Here is a 20,124-nt window from a genome sequence, read left to right as displayed (position 1 = left end):
CTAGTGGATCTTCAACCCCAGCAAGCGATACAAACGGTCAAAATCAAAATGGGCATCGAGCAATTCGGTAAAGCGGCGCAGCTTAGCTTCTTGATGGAAGCGCACGCGACCAAACAGACGCTCGGCCCGATCAACCGTGCTGAGGGTATCATCAGCCACCAGAATAATCGGCACCTCCAGCTCGGCGGCGCGATCTATCACCTGCATCGTCGGGCGGATATTGCCGGTCAGCACCAGCGCATTGGTGCTAGTCTGCAGCGCAATCAGTTGCAAATCGCTGCGATCGCCGCCGGTAATCACCGCCTTGTTGGCGCGGCGGCGGAAGAACGACAGACTCGCTTCGGCTCCCATTGCCCCGATCATCAGCGAATCGAGCATCTTCTCGCCCCACTCAGGCCGGCCAATGATTTGCCCGCCCAAATGCTGGGCCAGCTCGTTGACGCTCACCCCAGACAAGAGCCGGTCGCGCGGCATAATCCCAAACACCGGAATGCCCCGCCCTTCGAGGAACGGCGTGACGCGATTGCGGACAAACTCGCGGTGCGGCTCTTCGACTTGATTGATCAGCACCCCCAGCAAGCGATCGCCGACGTAGCGTTGCACGCTCAAGATGGTATCAACCGACAAGGTAGAGGTATAGCGGCACACCAGCAAGCCGGGAGCTTGGAGAATATCCGTCACCTGATCGGCGGTCAGGTCGACCAGCGCCCCCTCGGCCCACGTATTGGTGCCCTCAAGCACCACCACATCCTTTTGGCGTGACACCGCCAGATAAGCATCGCGCAGCGTCTTAGCGAACGAATGGGGCTGCCCGCGCAGGATCGACTCAATCACCCCCGGCGTAATCAACACCGGCGCGACCTGCTCCATTGGCGCATCAAGGCCAATCGTCTGGCGGATAAAGGCGGCATCTTCATCGAGCACCGCATCGGGCGTGTGCGTCACCGAAACGCTGACCGGCTTCATATAGCCGACGCGGAAGCCGTCTTGCTTCATGCGGCGCAGCAAGCCGACGCAGACCGCGCTTTTGCCGACGTAGGTTTCGGTTGAGGCGACATACAGTGTTGCCATCATTGCCTCCACTTAGTTGAGGATGATCCGGGCATCGAGGACGATCGCGCCCTCGCCTTCGTGATGGACGACGAGCGGATTAATATCCATCTCGACAATTTCCGGGAAGTCGGTGACCAATTGGCTGACCCGCAGCACCGCCTCTTCGATCGCAGCAATGTCGGCAGGCGGTTCGCCACGCACGCCGCGCAAGAGCGGGTAGGCGCGGATTGAACGGATCTGCTCGCGCACCTCTTCAACACTGAGCGGCGCGAGGCGGAAGGCAACATCTTTCAAGGCCTCGACATAGATGCCTCCCATTCCCACCGCGATCAGCGGCCCAAATTGCGGATCGCGGCTGACACCGACTAAGACTTCACGGCCTTTGCGCACCATCTCTTGGACAAGGATACCCCAAATGCGCGCCGAGGGGACATATTTGCGCGCGCGGTACTCGATCAGCTCGAAGGCATCGCGCACCGCTGTGGCATCGCTCAGACCAACGCGCACGCCGCCAATATCGCTCTTGTGAAGAATATCAGGGCTGGAAATCTTCATCACCACTGGATAGCCAAACTCATTGGCAATCGCGACCGCCTCTTCCGGGGTATGGGCCAACCGGCTTCTAGGCAACCGCATCCCATACGCCTCCATGACTTGGCGCGCCTCAACCTCGCCCAACTCGACCCGGCCAGCCGCACGCACTTCAGCGAATAATTGTGCCACGCGATCGCGATCAACGTCAAAATGGCGATAGGTGGGAGCCGGACGTCGTTGCCAGAGTGATTGGCGATACATTGCGGCCAACGATTGGACAGCGCGTTCGGGGAAGGGGTAATTCGGAATATACGCCTCATTGAGCGCGCGCACCGCTTCACCGAGGCTCGCGCCACCCATAAAGCTGGTCACCACCGGTTTATCGGTCTGCTTGGTGAGTTCGGCAATCAGCCGCGCCGTCACTAAAGGATCGGAAACCGCTTGGGGCGTAAACAGCACAATCAAACCATCAACATTCGGATCGGCGAGCGCAGCTTCAATCGCCCAAGCGTATCGATCTGGTGTTGCATCACCAATGACATCAATCGGGTTAAAGAAATTAGCATTGGATGGCAATTTCTCTTGCAAGCGGCGGATGGTTTCGGGGGTGAACTCGGCCATTGCCAAGCCGCTGCGCTCAACCGCATCGGTCGCGATAATACCGGGGCCGCCGGCATTGGTGACAATCGCCACCCGATTGCCGCGGATCATCGGCTGGTACGCGAAGACCAAGGCCAGATCGAACAACTCATTCATCGTGCGCGCGCGCAAGATACCGCTTTGGGCAAAAGCGGCCTCATACGCCGTTTCAGAACCGGCCAGCGAACCGGTATGGGACGACGCAGCGCGAGTGCCGGCGGCAGTAGTGCCGCTCTTAATTGCCACTACTGGCGTACACTTGGTCACCTCGCGCGCAACGCGAATGAAGCTAGGGCCGTCATCAATCGCTTCCCAATAGGCCAAAATCACCTTGCTATGCTCGTCACGATTCCACGCCTCAAGCAGCGTTACCTCGTCAACATCGGCCTTATTGCCGAGGCTGACGAAACGCGAAAAACCAATCCCTTGCTGATAGCTCCAATCGAGAATAGCCGTGCAGATCGCTCCCGATTGCGACATCAACGCAATGTTGCCGGGCAACGGCATCGCATTGGCGAACGAGGCATTAAGCTTACTGATCGTATCGATAATACCGAGCGAATTGGGGCCGATCATGCGCATCCCATAACGGCGCACGGTTGCCAACAACTCGCGCTCAAGCTCGCGTCCGGCGCCGCCGACCTCTTTAAAACCGGCGGTAATCACCACCAAGCCACGAATCCCTTTGCGGCCACACTCATCAACCGCCGCGTTGACGTGTTGGGATGGAATAACGATCACCGCCAAGTCAATTGGATCAGGAACCTCGAGCACTGAGCGGTAGGCGCGCAAGCCAAGCACTTCGGTAGCGCGCGGATGGATTGGATAAATGCGACCTTGATAGCCGTGTTCGATAATATTTTTCAGCACACGATGACCCAGACGCGCCGGTTCAGGCGACGCCCCAAGCACAGCTACCGACTGAGGGTCAAAAATGGCCTCTAACATAGCGCGGGTGCTCCTTTTCGCACACCTTGCCCATTCATCATAACCGATACGCGACATTGCGACAAGCGATGTTTCGCGCAACTGCCACAATGATGCAAGGGTGCGCAGATATGACGATCGTGAATTGCTGTAGTGCAGACGAGTATGCGACCGGCATACGGGGAAGGTTGCAGGATTGCCGGCAATTCCAGCGTATCGCACACACGACCAAGGAGCATACAGCTCCCTATATGCAGGGTAGCACACAAGGTTACAAGCGCGGCTGCATAGCGAAGTTAATCAATGGCTGTGGCAGTGGCGGGAGCAGGAGCAGGAAGCAGCAGGAGCCAGTGTTCGAGCGCGCCAAGGGTAAAAAGACTGGCTAAGAGGGCTAAACGAATGGCCGCCGGGTCGCCAAGATGAGCGCCAATACTAAACCAGAGCATAATCGCCAGCAATGTAGCGACCGACACACTGGGGCGGAAAAACGCGCTCGGCGGGCCGGGCCGCCAGTAGCTGGCAAGAAAGGCAAGGTGCGCCGGGAAGAGTTCGACTTGCAGCGCCCGCACACCGTAGAGCACATTGAGCTTGGCGCTCTGCTGCAAGGCCCAGCTTAGCCCAAAAGTGAGCGGGCCAAGCCAATGGCTGGCGTCTTGCAACAGCCAAATCAGCAAACCCATCTCAAGCAAGAAGGCGAGCTGGTGGTAGAAGTGGGTGCCGAGGGCGTAAAAGAAGCGCTGCACGCCATGCGCATCGGGCGGGCACGGCAGCCGGCGCGGCCCGGCCAGTATACCGCTGTAGAAGGCAAGCTCGTGCCATGCCCACACCAGCAACCCGGCAGTGAATGCGCGATACGCGCCAAGCGCGCTCAGATCGTGGCGCGTTACGAGCAATTCACTATGTGCGAACAAGAGCAGCGGCAAACTGAGGAACACCGCCCAACCTGCTACCCGTTGCCCGCGCCGGTTGAGCCAGATCAGGCCGAAGGTCAGGCCTAGCCACAACGTGACGACCGTGAAGAGCGGCAACAGATAGTAGAAGGCGATGTCTATCCAATTCATAGCTGAGCTTTCTACCCACTTTTGCACTAATGTCATAATTGTACACGAAATGCAGCAGTTCGTGAAGGTCTGGTGAAAAGAGGTATGTCTGAGCGAGCTAGTTCCGCTGAAGCAGGAGATTGCCGCGGTCGGGCGGCGCCAGCGTGGCTTTGCGCTGCACCGCTCTCGCTATGACAGACGGGCACGCCCCAGCTCTTCGCTTGTCATTGCGAGCCGCGCGCAGCGCGGCGAAGCAATCCCCCACGAGCACGGGAGGTATGCCTGAGCGGGCTGGTTCCGCTGAAGCAGGAGATTGCCGCGATCGGGCGGCCCCTCGCTGCGCTGGGGCCGCACCTCCCTCGCAATGACAGTCTATTAGGCATCTGTTCCGCTGGAGCGAGAGAGAGAACTGTGACCACAGAGAGCGCGGGGTACGTTATCCTTTGGCCCGGCCCTGAAGGGCCGGGCTTGGGTTACGAAGCCAGCTGCGCGGGCTGTTGGCCCTCACCCCCAGCCCCTCTCCCGCTGGCGCGGGAGAGGGGCGCTGCTGTCACTCGTTCGACGATACCGTTCCCGCCCACCACGCGGCTCCCCCTCTCCCACCTGACGGTGGGAGAGGGGGTTGGGGAGTGAGGGTGTCAACGCAAAGCCGCTAAGGGGGCAAAGACGCAGAGGATGGAACGCCATGGCGCGAAGCACGCAGAGGACGCAAAGGGTGGTTGGGAAGCGGCACTTCCCATTTGTCATTGCTGCGGTCGGGCGACTCCTCGCTGCGCTGGGGCCGCGCCGCTCTCGCAATGACATGAGGGCCCGCGGTTGCCGCGATCATGGAGTGCGGCAGTCAAACTGCCGCACTCCATGCGCTTCAAGACGAATTGCTATTCTTCCTGTGCCCGTTCGCCCAGTTTGCGATCGAGCATCAACAAGCCAACCCCATCGTTGCCGATCAGCTTGAGGTGCTGGATAATCTCCTCGGCGCTCTTTTCCTCTTCGACTTGTTCGTCGATAAACCACTTCAGCATGCTCATCGTGGCATAATCGTTCTCTTGCGCCGCTAACGAGTAGATAGCGTGGATCGCAGCAGTCACCCGCTGCTCGTGGGCCAACGCCCGCTCGAAGGCGTCAAGCGGCGAGGCAAACTCGTTCTGCGGTTCGTCAATCGCCCCTAGCATCACCCGCCCGCCCCGATCGTTCACGTAATCGAAAAAGCGGAGCGCGTGCTCACGCTCTTCTTCGCTCTGGATGCGGAACCAGTGGGCAAATCCGGTCAGCGAGAGTGACTCGAAGTAAGCGGCCATTGCCAAATAGGTGTACGATGCAGCATATTCGTAGGTGATTTGCCGGTTTACGGCCTGTTGGATCGTTTCGCTCAGCATCATTGCCCTCCTTCACGCCATTGACGGGAAACACCCGTATGATACCCTATTTCGCAAGCGCTTCCAAACCAAACTAACCGGATATGCGCTATACTACCGCGCACAACTATATTGATTTGTCTAGAGAGACTGCAATGCTCGACCGCGCAACGATTGCCGTCCACGAAGCCAAGTTGCTCGACCTAATCGCCCGCCTCGTCCACCTCGAATCGCCGAGCACGGATAAAGCCCTGCTTGATGCCTGCGCTGATGAATTGGCCGCGCTCTTTACCGGCATTGGTCAGGTGGAGCGCATCACTAACCCTTCCGGCGGCGACCATTTGCGCGTCACGGTGACTGATGTCGCCGAGCCAGCTTTGCCGCCGGCGCTGGTGCTCTGCCATTACGATACGGTGTGGACAGCAGGAACGGTGGCGCAGCGACCCTTTACCGTCACTGCCGACCGCGCTTTTGGGCCGGGGGCGTATGATATGAAGGCTAGCATCGGGATGGTTTACGCCGCTCTTGGTGGGTTTGGCCAGCCAGCGCCGCGGTTGCGCCGTCCGGTTATTGTGCTGTTGACCTCTGATGAAGAGATCGGCAGCCCGACCTCGCGGGCGCTGATCGAGGCGACAGCAGCGCAAGCGGCGCACGTGTTGGTGATCGAACCGCCAACCGAGCCGGATGGCGCACTGAAGACGGCGCGCAAGGGCGGCGGCGCGTTTCGGGTGACAATTACCGGCAAGGCGGCCCACGCTGGGGTCGAACCGGAGAAGGGGGCTAGTGCGATCACCGAGCTGGCCCATCAGATTTTGGCAGTCAATGCGCTGGCTAACCCCGCGATCGGCACGACGGTTAATGTTGGCGTGGTTGGCGGCGGCACCCGGCCTAACGTGGTGCCTGCCGAAGCGTGGATGGAGGTTGATGTACGGGTGTGGACGCAGGCTGAAGCGGCGCGGATCGAAGCTGGTATGGCGGCGCTACAGCCGGTAACGCCGGGGACGCAAGTGGCGGTTAGCGGCAACGTGCGCCGTCCACCGATGGAACGCACTCCGGCTAGCGCCGCGCTCTTTGCCCGCGCTCAAGAGCTGGGTGCAGCGTTGGGTTTAGACATCCGCGAGGGGAGCACCGGCGGCGGCAGCGACGGCAATTTCACAGCTGCGCTCGGCATTCCTACTCTCGACGGGTTGGGATGCCCCGGCGCCGGTGCGCACGCCGATCACGAGCAGATTAGCCGGCAGGGGTTGATCGACCGTACTGCGCTGCTGTGCGCGTTGTTAAGTGAGGTGTAGGAGTGGGAAAGACGGGAATAGCCACGAAAAGACACAAAAAACGCAAAAACTTTTTTGTGTCTTTTGTGTCTCTTTGTGGCTATTCACAGCATAGCACCAGTGGAACCTATCACCCCTTCCCCGCTAGGGGAGTATTGTGCCCCACCCCCTTTCCCCTCCCCCGTTGGGGGAGGGGAAAGGGGGAAGAGGGGATTGCCACGAAAAGACACAGAAACACAAACCTTTTTTGTGTCTTTTGCGTCGCTTTGTGGCTATTCACAGCATGGCACCAGTGGAACCCATCACCCCTCCCCCGCTGGAGGAGCATTGTGCCCTCACCCCCGGCCCCTCTCCCGCTGGGGGAGCGTTGTGCCCCCACCCCCAGCCCCTCTCTCACGCCAGTAGGAGAGGGGGAAATGGAGAATTGACCCGAAAAGACACAAAAAACCCAACATCTTTTGTGGCTTTTGTGTCTTTTGGGGCTACGCTTCGGCCCGACCCTGAAGGGCCGGGCTACGGTTACGAAGCCCGCTGCGCGGGCTGTTCGCCCTATCCCCCAGCCCTCGCTCCCGCCTGACGGTGGGAACAGGGGAGGGGAGATAGCCACAAAAACTCACAACTTCTTTCGTGCCTTGTGTGTCGTTTCGGGACCATTCACGGATCACTCTCTTGTCGGGGAAGAGGCATGTGCGACGCTTGACAACTATCGCTACGCCGTCTATCATATCACCAGATAATGATATGTTTATGAGGAAGCATACTATGCTCACGGTTGCCAATCCAACGGCGCTAGCACGCCAAGCCAAGCTCTTTCGCGGGTTTGCCGATCCTTCGCGCCTTGCCATCTTGATCGCGCTGCGTAACGGCGCGCGCAGCGTGAGCGATATTGTGCAAGCAACCGGGCTCTCGCAACCCAATGTCTCGAACCATCTGAGCTGCTTGCGCGATTGCGGGTTGGTGACGGCTTCGCCCCAAGGTCGCTTCGTGTATTACGAATTGAGCGACCGGCGGGTGGAGCAGTTGCTCCGGCTGGCTGACGAATTGCTGGCCGATGTCGCTAAAGGGGTGTACGAGTGTACGCGCTACCAAGCCGAGGATACGAGCGATGAGTGACTCCCATGTACTTGAAGTGCCGGTCAAGGGCATGGATTGCGTCGAATGCGCCCAGCATGTGCAACAGGCTATTGCCAAATTACACGGCGTCGAAGCGGTTGATGTCTTGTTAGCTGCCGAGAAGGCTGTGATCCGGCTCGATCCGGGCCGGGTCGATCTATCTGCCATCCGGCAAGCAGTCGAGAGCGCGGGCTATACCGTCCCTGACACGGCAACGCCGGCCAATGCCTCGATCAACCAATTCTCGCGCCAGATGACGATCCTGCTGGCGGTGGTGTTTGCGATTGTGTTGGGGATTGTGGTCGCCGGCGAGTGGCTCGGTTTGTTTGATCAACTCAACGCATTAATCCCTCTGCCTATTGGCATCGCGCTGGTGGTGGCAGGTGGCTGGCCGGTCTTCCGTAATGTGGCGCGAGCGACCCTCCGCCGCCAGATCACCTCGCATACTCTGATGACGCTCGGCGTGATTGCTGCGTTGATCGTGGGTGAATGGGTAGCGGCAGCGATCGTGGTCATTTTCATGCGTGTCGGCGATTATGTCGAGCGGTTTACCGCCGAGAACGCCCGCCGGGCGGTGAAGGAATTGACTGCACTGGCGCCGCAAACGGCGAGGGTTGAACGGGGCGGCGAAGAGGTAGAAGTGCCGGTGGCCGAGGTGCAACCCGGCGATACCGTGATCGTACGGCCCGGCGAGCAGATTCCGGTTGATGGCGAGGTGATCGCCGGCTATGCCACCATTGATCAAGCTGCGATCACCGGCGAGTCGATGCCGGTGGAAGTGAGCGCCGGTTCGCATGTGTTTGCGGCGACACTTGCCAAACTAGGCAGTTTGCGGATCAAGGCGTTGCGAGTGGGGGCCGATACTACCTTTGGCCGCGTGATCAAGCTGGTCGAAGAGGCTGAAGCACATCGGGGCGAGGTGCAACGGCTGGCTGACCGGTTTAGCGCCTATTATCTGCCGGTGGTGGCCGGGATTGCCGTCCTGACTTTCTTGATCAGCCGTAACCCGCTGGCAACCGCCGCTGTGTTGGTGGTCGCCTGTTCATGTTCGTTCGCGTTGGCCACCCCGGTCGCGATGCTGGCCGCGATCGGCGCGAGCGCCAAGCGCGGCCTGTTGATTAAAGGCGGCAAATATCTGGAAGCGTTGGCGAAAGCCGATGTAGTGCTGATCGATAAAACCGGCACGCTGACGTTGGGCCGGCCCCGCATCACTGATGTGATCGCGCTCAACGGGGTGCCCGCGCCAGAGGCATTGCAGCTTGCCGCCACGGCTGAACGGTATTCGGAGCATCCGCTGGCCGCGGCGGTGCAAGAGTTGGCGCGGGCGCAGAACCTCACCCTCGCCGAGCCAGAGCACTTTACGGCTATCCCCGGTATGGGGGTGCGGGCAACGGTACACGGCGCTACGATTACCGTCGGCAATCGCCGGTTGATCCCGGCGGCGGCCTCGCTACCGCTGGCCGTCCAACTCGAAGCCGAAGGCAAAACGCTCTTGGTCGTGGCGCGCAACGATGAACCGATTGCGCTCCTCGCTGCCGCCGATACGCTCCGTCCCGAAACGCCGGCGGCCATTGCCGAACTGCGCGCGCTAGGCATCAAACACATCGAATTGCTCACCGGCGACAACGAACGCACGGCTGCCGCCTTGGCTGGCCAGCTTGGGGTGCAGTACCGGGCGCAATTGCTGCCGGAAGATAAAATCGCGGTGGTGAAGGATTATCAGGCGCGCGGCCATACCGTGGTTATGGTTGGCGACGGGGTAAACGACGCGCCGGCGCTGGCGCAGGCTGACATCGGCATCGCGATGGGTGCTGCCGGAACCGACATCGCGATCGAAGCCGCCCATATCGTGCTGATGCGCGATGATTGGACGCTGGCGCCGCAGGTTTTGCGCATTGCCCGGCGCACGATGGGAGTGGTCAAGCTCAATATCGGATTTACCGCCGTCTACAATCTGATCGGGCTTACGCTGGCCGCGGTTGGATTGCTGCCACTCACCCTCGCCGCCGCCGCGCAATCGTTGCCCGATCTCGGCATTCTCGCCAATTCGGCGCGGCTGTTGCGCCAACGGTGATGGTTGGGGATGCCTTGCGGAATCACTTAGCCGCTCGCAAACCTGCCTGCGGAAAGAAGGGAGCGATGGCATGGAGGGCTGGAAAACCGACGACCTTGCGCTGATTGGCGATACGGACGCGATCGAGGTAGCGGCGCATGCGAGCGGCCAGCTTACCAAACCGGTTCCAGTTTGGGTGGTGCGGGTCAACGACAACCTCTATGTGCGCTCGTACCGTGGCCACGTCGGAGCATGGTTCCGCGCCGCGCAGGCCAGCGGGCAGGGCCGGATCTGGGCCGGCGATGAAGCTAGAGATGTCGCCTTTGTCGCCGAGACCGATCCGGTCATTAATGACCAGATTGACGCGGCGTATGGCACGAAATACGGTCACTCACCCTATGCGGGGGCGATGGTAGCGCCTGAAGTGCGCACAACGACGCTCAAACTGCTGCCCCGCTAGAAAAACGCCACCTGCCGGCCATCCTTGACAAATGTCTCGTGCCATGAGACATATCTGACTATTCAGCAATTCAACAAACAAATAGTTCCTTGCTCAAAAAACCATTCCTAGCTTCAAGGAGGAAGCGATGGCCCACTGGGATCACACCACCGACGTGGTTGTCGTTGGCGCAGGCGGCGGGGCAATGACGGCGGCGCTGGTGGCGAAGCAGGCCGGTCTTGATGTGCTGATGATCGAGAAGACGGAGTACTACGGCGGCTCAACGGCCATCTCTGGCGGCGGGTTGTGGATCCCCAACAACTATCTGCTGCAACGCGATGGTTTAGCAGACTCGTTCGAGAAGGCGCGCACCTATCTCAAACATACTGTTAGCGATCGCACCCCACCGGCGCTGCAAGAGTCGTATCTGGTGCATGCCCCCGAAATGGTGAAATACCTCGTCAGCAACTCGCATGTCCGCTTTCACCGCTCGGTCGGTTATGCCGATTATTACCCTGAACGGCCCGGCGGGATGGTCGATGGCCGCGCATTGGAGGCATCGCCGTTCAATGGCAAGAAATTGGGACCTGACTTAGCCCAACTCCGCCCGATGAGCATCAAGGTTCCGGCAGGGTTGGCCTTTACCGCCAGCGAGTACAACAAGCTCGGTATGATCACCTCGACGTGGGCCGGCAAGTGGGTGGCGCTGAAAGTGAGTGTGCGCACCGTGTTCAACATTATCACTGGTGTGCGCTATTTGACGCTCGGCCAAGCCCTGATTGCCCGCCTCCGCCTCTCGCTGAAAGAGGAAAACGTCCCGATCTGGCTCAACACACCACTCAAAGATCTGGTGCTGGAAGATGGCGCAGTTGTGGGAGTAGTGGCTGAACGCGAGGGCCGGACGATGCGGATTGCGGCGCGCAAAGGCGTCGTTCTCGGCGCCGGCGGCTTCGAGCACAATCAAGCAATGCGCGAGGCATTCCAACAACCGCCGGTCAACCACGAATGGAGTTCGGGCAGTCCGGGCAATACCGGCGATGCGATTCAGGCCGGTATGAAGATTGGAGCCAAGCTTGATTTGATGGATGACGCTTGGTGGGGGCCGTCGAGCGTACCACCGAACCAGCCGGTGATGTTCCACGTCGGCGAGCGCTCGTACCCCGGCGGGATTATGGTCAATGCGGCTGGCAAACGATTTACGAACGAATCGGCCTCGTATGTCGATGTGGTGCATGCGATGTACGAAAAGCACTCTGCCGCAGTTCCGCATATTCCGGCCTTTTTCATTATGGATCAGCGCTACCGGAGCAAGTACATCTTTGGCACGCTCTTCCCCGGCCAGCCGATCCCGCCAGTCTATTTTGAGAGCGGTTATTTCCGCAAGGCCGACACCATTGCTGGATTAGCCCAGCAATGCGGGATCGATCCAACAAATCTAGTTGAGACGATCGAACGCTTCAATGCCTTTGCTCGCCGCGGCGTCGATGAGGATTTTCACCGTGGCGATAGCGCCTACGACCGCTACTATGGCGATCCGACGGTGAAACCCAACCCGTGCCTTGCGCCGATCGAGCAACCGCCGTTTTATGCAGTGCCGATGGTGCCGGGTGATCTTGGCACAAAAGGCGGGTTGGTCATCGACGAGTGCGCCCGCGTCTTGCGCGCTGATGGCGCACCGATTCCGGGTTTGTACGCCATCGGCAACAGCTCGGCCTCGGTGATGGGAAACACCTATCCCGGCCCCGGCAGCACCATCGGCCCGGCGATGACATTTGGGTACGTCGCAGCAAAGCATATTGCCGGCGGCAAGATTCGCCCGATTGGGAAATTACCGTAAAATAGAAGAGTAGTCCATCACCAGCTTACCATCCGGCCTGATCGTAACGTGGCGGATCAGGCCGGGTTTTGTATGATGTAGCTCGTGGAATATGACCGGCCTTCACCTACCGCCAGCCATCCAAACTCTGCTCGCCGGCAGCATCGTCAGCGAAGTGACGATCGGTTGCTCGCCGGCCAGCGTCTATCAACTGATTCAAGACGAACGCACCCTCTACCTTAAGCTACAACCGGTGACACCGCATGCGTCGCTGCTACCAGAAGTGCAGGTGTTGCGGTGGTTGGAGGGCAAACTACCGGCGCCGGCGGTGGTGCATTACGAGTGCGATGAGCGACAAGAGTATCTGTTGCTCGCGGAAGTGGCCGGCGTGAATTGCGTTGCCGCCCAATATGAATTAGCGCCCGAAGCGATTGTGCGGATACTGGCCCAGGGGTTGCGCATGATCCACACCATTGACGTGACAAACTGCCCCTTCGATGCCCGGCTCATTCACCGTTTGGCACAGGCGCGCTACAATGTCGAACATGATCTGATTGATGAAGACGATTTTGACGACGAGCGGCGCGGGGTGATGACGGCGCGAGAGGTGCTGGCAGCAGTCGAGCGCGACCAGCCGCCGGAAGATGATCTGGTCTTTACCCACGGCGACTATTGCTTGCCCAACGTGATCGTGCAAGCTGGCGCGCTGAGCGGGTTTGTCGATTGGGGCCGGGCCGGGATTGCCGACCGCTACCACGATCTAGCCCTCGCGTCGCGCAGCATTCGCTACAATCTAGGTGAGGAATATGAACCGCTCTTTTTTACCTCATACGGGATCGAGCAGGTCGATCTGAAGAAGATTGCCTATTACCAACTGTTAGATGAGTTGTTTTGAGGAATAGCCACAACAAGACACACATAGCACAAAAATCTTTGTGCTTTTTGCGGCTGGTTGTGGTGATGTATATAGCCTTGCCCCCACCCCCAGTCCCTCCTCCGCTGGGGGTGGGGAATGTCTACCCGGCCCTGAAGGGCCGGGCTGGGGTTACGAAGCCCGCTACGCGGGCTGCTGGCCCTCACCCCCAACCCCCGCTCCCCCCTGACGGCGGGAGCGGGGGAGCCGCGGGCGGGTAGGGAATAGCCACGAAAAGACACAAATAGCACAGAGAAGTTTTGTGCTTTTTGAGTCTTGTTGTGGTTATCCACGTGTTCTTACCCCTCCCCCACCGGGGGAGATCTGCCCCCACCCCCAACCCCTCGCTGGGTTGTGTGGCCCCCGCCCCCAGCCCCTCCCCCGCTGGGGGAGGGGGTCGTGTCAAGGCAGGGATTGACAACCATCCCAAACCACTTCGCGCGCTCTGCGTCCTTCGCGCCTTTGCTCGCTCTGCGCCTTTGCGTTAAACGTCTTTGCGCCTTTGCTCGCTCTGCGCCTTTGCGTTGAACGTCTTTGCTCGCTTTGCGCCGCTTGGCTACCCGCTCACCGCCACACCGGGCACAATCGTGCCTGTCGCCTCGCCAAACCCAATCCGGTAGCCATCACCCTGTGCCCATGCCCGCATCGTCACCGTATCGCCGTCTTCCAGCCAGCGCCGCTTTGAGCCATCGGCTAGTTGCAACGGCTCGGTGCCACGCCACGTTAACTCAAACAGACACCCTCGCGCCTCCTTGGTGGGGCCGCTGATCGTGCCCGACCCCATCAGATCGCCGGGTCGCAGCCGGCAGCCATTCACCGTATGGTGGGCAAGCTGCTGGGCAAAGCTCCAGTACAGGTGGCGGGCATTGGTCTGGCAGATGCGGGTATCGTTGAGCCAGACCTCCAGCGTGATGTCGAAATGGCCAAGGCCGGGAGCGTGCAGATAGGGCAACGGCGGCGGATCTTGCGGCTCGCCGGCGCAGCGGAACGGTTCGAGCGCGGCGAGCGGCACCACCCACGGGCTAATGGTGGTAGCGAAATTCTTCGACAAGAATGGGCCAAGCGGCTGGTATTCCCACCCCTGAATATCGCGCGCGCTCCAGTCATTGAGAATCACCAAGCCAAAGATCCGCTCTTCGGCTTGGGCAACCGGCACCGGCGCCCCAAACTCGCTGCCCACGCCAATCACCATCGCCAACTCGACCTCGAAATCGAGCGCCCGCGACGGTGAAAAGAATGGCGCTGGACTGCTCGACGGCTTGATCTGGCCATGCGGACGGGGAATGGGGGTGCCGCTGACCACCACGGTACTGGCGCGGCCATGGTAGGCGACCGGCATGTGCCGCCAGTTGGGGAAGAGCGGTGGACTGTCGGGCCGTAGCATCTTGCCGGTGTTGGTGGCGTGGTAGAGTGACGAGTAGAAATCGGTGAAATCGCCGATCTGCACCGGCAGCAGCAACTCAACCTCGCTTTGCCGGATCAGCGCCGCGTCACGCAGCGGCTGGTGATCGCGCAACGTTGGCTCATCGGCGGCGAGCAAGCGTTGCAACGTGTTGCGCACCGCTTGCCATGCCGCCGGCCCAGCGGCCATAAAGGCGTTGAGCGCATCGCGAGCAAAGATCTCTTGCCCGCCAACCGGCGTCATCGCCAGCAGACCGGCCTCGTCGAGCGCCGCCAGATCGAGCACATACTCGCCGATCGCAACGCCAACGCGGGCCGGCCCGCCACGACGCGGGCGGAAAACACCGTAGGGCAGATTCTCGAGCGGAAAATCACTGTCAGATGCGATTGGCAGAAAGCTTTGCAGTGGCATAGGGTTTGTTATGCAAGCGGCTTCATCATCGTGTCTCAACGAGATCCCTACTCCCTCTTCCCTACCTCCCTACTCTCAACGCCGGGAGTAAGGAGGCAGGAAACACCTATCTTCTACCCCTCCGGCCCGCCAACGCTCCACGTATCCATATAGCCCGCCTTCTCTAGCTCAAGGGCGGCGGTCGTCAGGTGCAGCGGGTAGAACGTATCAATCATCACCGCCAGCTCGCGGGTCTCTTTCACGCCGATGCTGGCCTCGGTGCTGCCCGGCTGGGGGCCGTGCGGCAAACCGGCGGGGTGAAGCGTGATGTCACAGCGCTCGATCCCGCGGCGCGACATGAAATTACCGTCGCAATAGTAGATCACCTCGTCAGAATTGACATTCGAGTGATTGTACGGTGCTGGAATCGCTTCGGGATGGTAATCGAACAGACGCGGCACGAACGAACAGATCACAAAGTTATGGCCCTCGAAGGTCTGATGCACCGGTGGCGGCTGGTGGATGCGGCCAGTAATCGGCTCGAAGTCGTGAATGGAAAAGGCCCACGGATAGAGGTAGCCATCCCAGCCGACGACATCAAAGGGGTGATGGTCGAGGATATGGCGGGTAAGCTGGTCGCGCACCTTGACCAACACCTCAAACTCGCCAGTATCGGTGAACGTGAGCAACTCGCTAGGGCCGCGAATATCCCGCTCACAATAGGGCGCGTGCTCGAGCAACTGGCCAAACTGGTTGCGGTAGCGTTTGGGGGGCGCGATCTGGCTGGTCGCTTCCATCACCAAAAAGCGGGCCGGGCCAGCGAGCTGCATCTGCCACGTCACGCCAAACGGGATGACGACGTAATCACCGGCGCTAAACGGCAACCGGCCAAACTGCGAGAGCAGATCGCCGCTGCCTTCATGCACAAACCACACCTCGTAGGCTTGGCCGTTGCGGTAAAAGCTGGCCATGCTCTCGGTGGGCCGGCTCACGCCGATCGTCACATCATTGTTGCCGAGCAAGGTAACGCGAGCGCTCACCGGATCGCCGCCGGCGGGCACGTTAGCCGTGGCAAACGCGCGGTGGCGGATGGGGCCGAATTCGACGTATTCCGGCTTGGCGGAACCGACCAGTTCGGCGCGGAGCACTCGTGGCGGCAAGAAGTGGTGGTAGAGGATGGACTGAATGCCGTGAAAGCCTTCAAGCCCCATCACCTCTTCGCGGTAGAGCTTGCCATCAGGCTTACGGAACTGAGTATGGCGCTTGTGGGGAACGTGGCCGAGACGCTGGTAAAACGGCATCGCACACCTCCTTGTGCCGCGGTGTCGTTCTGATAAAGATTCGCCCGACGCGGCAGCGCCGGGCGAGCTGGCGACCCGGGAGGGACTCGAACCCCCAACCAACGGTTCCGAAGACCGTTGCTCTATCCATTGAGCTACCGGGCCATTCGGCGCCATTAGTGTAGCATAGCTGGCCCGCTTGCGCAACGTGTAAGCAGACTACAACCTTGGTTGCGCGATGTTTTGCCGCAACCTGATGCCAACAGCGTACAATGGCGAGAGATCAGCGACACGGCTGAGAAACACCTGCAAGGAGGTTGCGTATGCGCGCACCGGCATTGACGCCATCATCATCAGGAGCATTGCTGCGAGATCCACGCCTGCGCTGGGGGTTCGGGCTGGTAGCAGCAGTCTGGGTCTTGGGCTTGATCGGCGGGCTGAGCGGGTTCACCGAATGGCCGGCCTTGTTCCTCTACGTGTTAGGCGGGCTCGGAGTCGCGATCTGGCTAGGGAAAACCGCCGGCGGCTGGGCCTTGATTGGGGTCACGCGCGCCAACCTGCGCGCCGCTACGATCTGGGGCGGCGGGATCGGCGCAGCATTAATGCTGCTCGACTGGGTCAACACCTTCTTCTACTACCGCAGCGGCGGCGCACCGATGGAAGCAATGGAGACAATACTGGTCGGGATGGGGTTACTCTACCTCTTCCCGGTGCTGGTGCTGGCTGAAGAACTGCTCTGGCGCGGCGTGTTGCTGCTCGGCCTACGCGACGCCGGTCTCAACACGCATCTGACAGTTGCTATTACCACCGTACTCTACGCGCTCAACCATCTCTTCGTCGCGCCGGTGCCAATGTTCGAGCGCTGGCTGATGGTGGGCATGGCGCTGCCGATTGGCGTGATCGGAGGCTATCTGGTGCTGCGCACGCGCAACGTTTGGGCCGCGGTGTGGTTGCACGGCCTGAGCATTGTAGCGATGGTGGCCGATATCTTTATCATTCCGGCACTGGCGCGCGGGTGATGGATAGGGAGGAGGGATTAATCCGCAATCTCTTCACGTGGCTTAACCCTCCAATAGTAATCCATATCCACATTTTGTGGAGAGGTGTGGAAAACGGCACAATATCTAGTCGCGAATGCAAGATAACCGCAGAGGCAGACAGGCCAATTGCCGAATGCGGCAGTGTAACTGCCGTACTTCCTACTAGGCCGCATCGTTTCTGATGCCCGTGCATCATCATAACCTTCGTATCGAGCGCGGCAGTGCGACTGCCGCACTCCACAGCGGGGCGCTGCCGTTTCCGATGCCCGTGCGTCGTCATGACCGCCAATGTGGTGCGGCAATTGTACTGCCGCACTCCATACTAGGCCGCATCATTCCTGACACCCGTGCAGTGACACTGACTTACAAAACCACAGTACCCGCTCTGCAATGCAGAGCGGGTACTGTGTATCGTGGTGCCAAGAGCCGGACTTGAACCGGCGACCCTCGCATTTTCAGTGCGATGCTCTACCAACTGAGCTATCTTGGCCCGCCACCGCTGACAATGGTGGGCGATGACGGGTTCGAACCGCCGACACCCTCGGTGTAAGCGAGGTGCTCTACCGCTGAGCTAATCGCCCCCGACGTATGGTGCCCAGGAAGGGACTTGAACCCTTACGAGCGTGGTTAGCTCACTAGGCCCTCAACCTAGCGCGTCTGCCAATTCCGCCACCTGGGCGCTCAACGCCTCTTTATTATACGAAATGACGGCCCACTTGTCAAATTAGGACTAGCGACATCCTTGCACTGCCGGAGTTGCGTCATTATCATAACAGGCGCTTTCTCTGCGCTTGTCACGAATCAATCGAATGGCATACGCCAGCTCTCCCTCAGCTATCCGGCTAAGGATGATAGAGCCGAGTCTGCCGTTTCGCTTATGTTCCACACAAGCAACGGTAAAGCACGGCTCGCATCCGTTGAAACGGTCAAGCGTGGCCATCATGGCATTCGGATTTCAATTGAGGTGAGGAAGCGTATGCAACGGCAGTGGTCGAACATTGTCATTATCGGTCTGGTGGATACGTTGGCGGTCACTATCGCGCAAGCGCAACCGGGTGTTTCCGGCGGGGCGATGTTGGCAGCAAATACCGGCACGGCATTTACCTATCAAGGTCGCCTTAGCAAAGATGGCGCACCAGTCCAAGGCGTGTGTGACTTTCAATTTACGCTGTGGGATAGCGCGAGTGGGGGAACCGCATTGGGAACGACGCCAATCAATGGCGTAACCGTCACCGGCGGGTTGTTTACTATCCCGGCGTTGGATTTCGGTAGTAATGCCTTTACCGGTCAGGCGCGCAGGCTCGACGTCGCCGTACGCTGTCCTGCCGGCAGCGGTTCGTACACAATCCTGACCCCACGACAACCCTTAACCGCAGCGCCCTATACGCTTAGCTTGCGACCGGGGGCGCAGATAGTAGGCGATGTCAGCGGCGACAGCAGCCTATTCGCGTACAATACCATTACGAGCGGCCTTTCGTATGGCATGTATAGGCGCAGCGACAGTCCAAACGGTCGCGGCGTAGCCGGATTTGCTAGCGCCAGCAGTGGTGACGCCGTAGGGGTCTTTGGCCTTACCGCTAGTAGCAATGGCAGAGGCGTCACCGACGAGGCTTGGGCGACGAGCGGCCCAGCAATTGGCGTGTATGGCGTAACGCGATCGGCTGCACAGATGCCGCTGGCGTGCTCGGTGAAGCTACACCGACCGCTACACCATCAAGCGGTAGCGGTGTGCGAGGCATTAATCGCAATAGCATTTCGGCTGGCTTCGGCGTATAGGGCGAACACACATCTGGCGGAGTTGGTGTCTACGGCATATCAGTGCACGGGGTCGGCGTCTATGGGAAGGTGCTGTCCGATACGATTGGCTTCTCAATTGGGGTATGGGGTGAGAGTCCTTATGGTGGCGGCACTGGCGTCTTGGGGGCAGCAACCGCGACCAGCGGTCTGGCCTATGGTGTCCGCGGTACAACGGCAAGTTCAAGCGGTATTGGTGTGTTTGGGCAAGCGACTGCTACCAGCGGCTCAACCTTCGGCGTGCGCGGTACAGTTGTGAGTCCCAACGGTTATGCCGGCTATTTTGAGGGCGGGCAGGGCGTGCGGGTAATCGGCAATTTGCAGGCTACTGGCGTGAAGACCTTTGTCATCGATCATCCGCTCGATCCGGCCAATAAGTACCGCTACCACTTTGCCCAAGAAGGACCGATTATTCAGAATGTGTATAATGGCATCGTCACCCTCGACTCCACCGGCGCCGCCATCGTCACGCTCCCAGACTACTTTGCCGCGATCAATGCTGAGCCGTTTCTTTACCAACTCACCCCGATCGGCGCAGCAATGCCCAATTTGCACGAAGCGCAGCCCATCACCGGCAATCTGTTCCACATTGCCGGCGGTGTCGCTGGCGCACAAGTGTCATGGGAAGTCACTGCCACCCGCAACGATCCCTATCTGCGCGCGCATCCGGTGACGACGGAAGCGGTCAAACCAGTGCCTGAACGCGGTTTGTATCTTGCACCAGAAGCGTATGGCTTGCCTCTCTCTGAGCAGTAACCAAACCCCAGCTTCACCATTGCCGCTGTATCCGGCGACGGAGGATCAACGATGAAGCGATGGATACGATGGATAGCGGCGGCAACTACCTTCAGCGCCGGCGGCAGCTATACTCTTGGCAGCACCATCGGCCAAGCTGACGCAGGTGTGGCCAGTGGCGGCAGCTATACGTTGTACGGCGGGTTTTGGGGTTCACCAGATAGCATGCTCTACATACCGTTGGTGACACGGTGAGCACTAGCTAGCTGGAGATAACTGAGGAGGGTCCAAGCAACAAAAGAGTAGCGTGTTGCGATCAGCCACACCTTA

Annotated in this window: 15 protein-coding genes and 4 tRNA genes; 9 read left to right on the top strand and 10 right to left on the bottom strand. The window is 59.8% G+C overall.

What is annotated here, in order from left to right:
• From U9R81_RS01965 to U9R81_RS01950, 4 genes are all read right to left on the bottom strand, one after another.
• Complete coding sequence (locus U9R81_RS01965; protein WP_322493859.1) at window positions 1–1,071, bottom strand: phosphotransacetylase family protein; 1,071 nt, start codon at window positions 1,069–1,071, stop codon at window positions 1–3.
• A 12-nt stretch (window positions 1,072–1,083) separates the two neighbouring features.
• Window positions 1,084–3,174: an acetate--CoA ligase alpha subunit gene (gene acs / locus U9R81_RS01960; RefSeq protein ID WP_322493858.1), complete on the bottom strand. Its 2,091-nt coding sequence runs from the start codon at window positions 3,172–3,174 to the stop codon at window positions 1,084–1,086.
• A 275-nt stretch (window positions 3,175–3,449) separates the two neighbouring features.
• On the bottom strand, window positions 3,450–4,214 hold the full coding sequence (puhE, locus tag U9R81_RS01955) for a putative photosynthetic complex assembly protein PuhE (protein WP_322493857.1): 765 nt from the start codon (window positions 4,212–4,214) through the stop codon (window positions 3,450–3,452).
• An 857-nt stretch (window positions 4,215–5,071) separates the two neighbouring features.
• Complete coding sequence (locus U9R81_RS01950; RefSeq protein WP_416180926.1) at window positions 5,072–5,569, bottom strand: ferritin; 498 nt, start codon at window positions 5,567–5,569, stop codon at window positions 5,072–5,074.
• Between the two features lie 134 nt (window positions 5,570–5,703).
• Between U9R81_RS01950 and U9R81_RS01945 the strand changes: the two genes are divergently transcribed.
• The 6 genes from U9R81_RS01945 (at window position 5,704) to U9R81_RS01920 (ending at window position 13,135) form a co-directional block, all read left to right on the top strand.
• Entirely contained in the window at window positions 5,704–6,840 is a 1,137-nt protein-coding gene (locus tag U9R81_RS01945) for a M20 family metallopeptidase (RefSeq protein ID WP_322493855.1), read from the top strand.
• 741 nt (window positions 6,841–7,581) lie between these two features.
• Window positions 7,582–7,932 (top strand): metalloregulator ArsR/SmtB family transcription factor, encoded by a 351-nt coding sequence (locus tag U9R81_RS01940; protein WP_322493854.1) that lies wholly within the window; start codon window positions 7,582–7,584, stop codon window positions 7,930–7,932.
• Entirely contained in the window at window positions 7,925–10,006 is a 2,082-nt protein-coding gene (locus tag U9R81_RS01935; RefSeq protein WP_322493853.1) for a cation-translocating P-type ATPase, read from the top strand. Before U9R81_RS01940 ends, U9R81_RS01935 begins: the two co-directional genes overlap by 8 nt.
• A gap of 70 nt (window positions 10,007–10,076) precedes the next feature.
• On the top strand, window positions 10,077–10,445 hold the full coding sequence (locus U9R81_RS01930) for a DUF2255 family protein (protein WP_322493852.1): 369 nt from the start codon (window positions 10,077–10,079) through the stop codon (window positions 10,443–10,445).
• A gap of 127 nt (window positions 10,446–10,572) precedes the next feature.
• Window positions 10,573–12,261, top strand: a complete 1,689-nt coding sequence (locus tag U9R81_RS01925; protein WP_322493851.1) for an FAD-binding protein — start codon at window positions 10,573–10,575, stop codon at window positions 12,259–12,261.
• Window positions 12,262–12,352: 91 nt separating this feature from the next.
• On the top strand, window positions 12,353–13,135 hold the full coding sequence (locus tag U9R81_RS01920) for an APH(3') family aminoglycoside O-phosphotransferase (RefSeq protein WP_322493850.1): 783 nt from the start codon (window positions 12,353–12,355) through the stop codon (window positions 13,133–13,135).
• Window positions 13,136–13,709: 574 nt separating this feature from the next.
• Here U9R81_RS01920 and fahA read toward each other — a convergent pair.
• From fahA to U9R81_RS01905, 3 genes are all read right to left on the bottom strand, one after another.
• The gene (fahA, locus tag U9R81_RS01915) at window positions 13,710–14,966 is read right to left on the bottom strand and encodes a fumarylacetoacetase (RefSeq protein ID WP_322493849.1); all 1,257 of its coding nucleotides are present in this window, start codon (window positions 14,964–14,966) and stop codon (window positions 13,710–13,712) included.
• Between the two features lie 113 nt (window positions 14,967–15,079).
• On the bottom strand, window positions 15,080–16,246 hold the full coding sequence (locus U9R81_RS01910; protein ID WP_322493848.1) for a homogentisate 1,2-dioxygenase: 1,167 nt from the start codon (window positions 16,244–16,246) through the stop codon (window positions 15,080–15,082).
• Window positions 16,247–16,314: 68 nt separating this feature from the next.
• Window positions 16,315–16,390: transfer RNA gene (locus tag U9R81_RS01905), tRNA-Arg, on the bottom strand.
• 158 nt (window positions 16,391–16,548) lie between these two features.
• Here U9R81_RS01905 and U9R81_RS01900 point away from each other — a divergent pair.
• The gene (locus tag U9R81_RS01900; RefSeq protein ID WP_322493847.1) at window positions 16,549–17,244 is read left to right on the top strand and encodes a CPBP family intramembrane glutamic endopeptidase; all 696 of its coding nucleotides are present in this window, start codon (window positions 16,549–16,551) and stop codon (window positions 17,242–17,244) included.
• A 435-nt stretch (window positions 17,245–17,679) separates the two neighbouring features.
• Here U9R81_RS01900 and U9R81_RS01895 read toward each other — a convergent pair.
• The 3 genes from U9R81_RS01895 to U9R81_RS01885 all read right to left on the bottom strand — a co-directional run bounded on the left by U9R81_RS01895 (window position 17,680) and on the right by U9R81_RS01885 (window position 17,944).
• Window positions 17,680–17,755: transfer RNA gene (locus tag U9R81_RS01895), tRNA-Phe, on the bottom strand.
• A gap of 16 nt (window positions 17,756–17,771) precedes the next feature.
• Window positions 17,772–17,846 (bottom strand) — tRNA-Val (locus U9R81_RS01890).
• An 8-nt stretch (window positions 17,847–17,854) separates the two neighbouring features.
• Window positions 17,855–17,944 (bottom strand) — tRNA-Leu (locus U9R81_RS01885).
• Between the two features lie 1,139 nt (window positions 17,945–19,083).
• On the opposite strand from U9R81_RS01885, the gene U9R81_RS01880 reads away from it, so the two are divergent.
• On the top strand, window positions 19,084–19,815 hold the full coding sequence (locus U9R81_RS01880; RefSeq protein ID WP_322493846.1) for a hypothetical protein: 732 nt from the start codon (window positions 19,084–19,086) through the stop codon (window positions 19,813–19,815).
• Window positions 19,816–19,866: 51 nt separating this feature from the next.
• Window positions 19,867–20,049: a hypothetical protein gene (locus U9R81_RS01875; protein WP_322493845.1), complete on the top strand. Its 183-nt coding sequence runs from the start codon at window positions 19,867–19,869 to the stop codon at window positions 20,047–20,049.
• Window positions 20,050–20,124 lie beyond the last annotated feature (75 nt).

Origin of the sequence: Chloroflexus sp., from assembly GCF_034435895.1 — a bacterium.
Taxonomy (GTDB): Bacteria; Chloroflexota; Chloroflexia; order Chloroflexales; family Chloroflexaceae; genus Chloroflexus.
The sequence above is the reverse complement of the archived record's forward strand: the minus strand, read 5'-3'. Positions and strand labels throughout refer to the sequence as shown.

What these genes read in the sequence shown, in the direction of transcription:
- U9R81_RS01965 (WP_322493859.1), bottom strand. Translation starts at nt 1,071, where the DNA reads ATGGCAACACTGTATGTCGCCTCAACCGAAACCTACGTCGGCAAAAGC.
- acs (WP_322493858.1), bottom strand. Translation starts at nt 3,174, where the DNA reads ATGTTAGAGGCCATTTTTGACCCTCAGTCGGTAGCTGTGCTTGGGGCG.
- puhE (WP_322493857.1), bottom strand. Translation starts at nt 4,214, where the DNA reads ATGAATTGGATAGACATCGCCTTCTACTATCTGTTGCCGCTCTTCACG.
- U9R81_RS01950 (WP_416180926.1), bottom strand. Translation starts at nt 5,569, where the DNA reads ATGCTGAGCGAAACGATCCAACAGGCCGTAAACCGGCAAATCACCTAC.
- U9R81_RS01945 (WP_322493855.1), top strand. Translation starts at nt 5,704, where the DNA reads ATGCTCGACCGCGCAACGATTGCCGTCCACGAAGCCAAGTTGCTCGAC.
- U9R81_RS01940 (WP_322493854.1), top strand. Translation starts at nt 7,582, where the DNA reads ATGCTCACGGTTGCCAATCCAACGGCGCTAGCACGCCAAGCCAAGCTC.
- U9R81_RS01935 (WP_322493853.1), top strand. Translation starts at nt 7,925, where the DNA reads ATGAGTGACTCCCATGTACTTGAAGTGCCGGTCAAGGGCATGGATTGC.
- U9R81_RS01930 (WP_322493852.1), top strand. Translation starts at nt 10,077, where the DNA reads ATGGAGGGCTGGAAAACCGACGACCTTGCGCTGATTGGCGATACGGAC.
- U9R81_RS01925 (WP_322493851.1), top strand. Translation starts at nt 10,573, where the DNA reads ATGGCCCACTGGGATCACACCACCGACGTGGTTGTCGTTGGCGCAGGC.
- U9R81_RS01920 (WP_322493850.1), top strand. Translation starts at nt 12,353, where the DNA reads ATGACCGGCCTTCACCTACCGCCAGCCATCCAAACTCTGCTCGCCGGC.
- fahA (WP_322493849.1), bottom strand. Translation starts at nt 14,966, where the DNA reads ATGCCACTGCAAAGCTTTCTGCCAATCGCATCTGACAGTGATTTTCCG.
- U9R81_RS01910 (WP_322493848.1), bottom strand. Translation starts at nt 16,246, where the DNA reads ATGCCGTTTTACCAGCGTCTCGGCCACGTTCCCCACAAGCGCCATACT.
- U9R81_RS01900 (WP_322493847.1), top strand. Translation starts at nt 16,549, where the DNA reads ATGCGCGCACCGGCATTGACGCCATCATCATCAGGAGCATTGCTGCGA.
- U9R81_RS01875 (WP_322493845.1), top strand. Translation starts at nt 19,867, where the DNA reads ATGAAGCGATGGATACGATGGATAGCGGCGGCAACTACCTTCAGCGCC.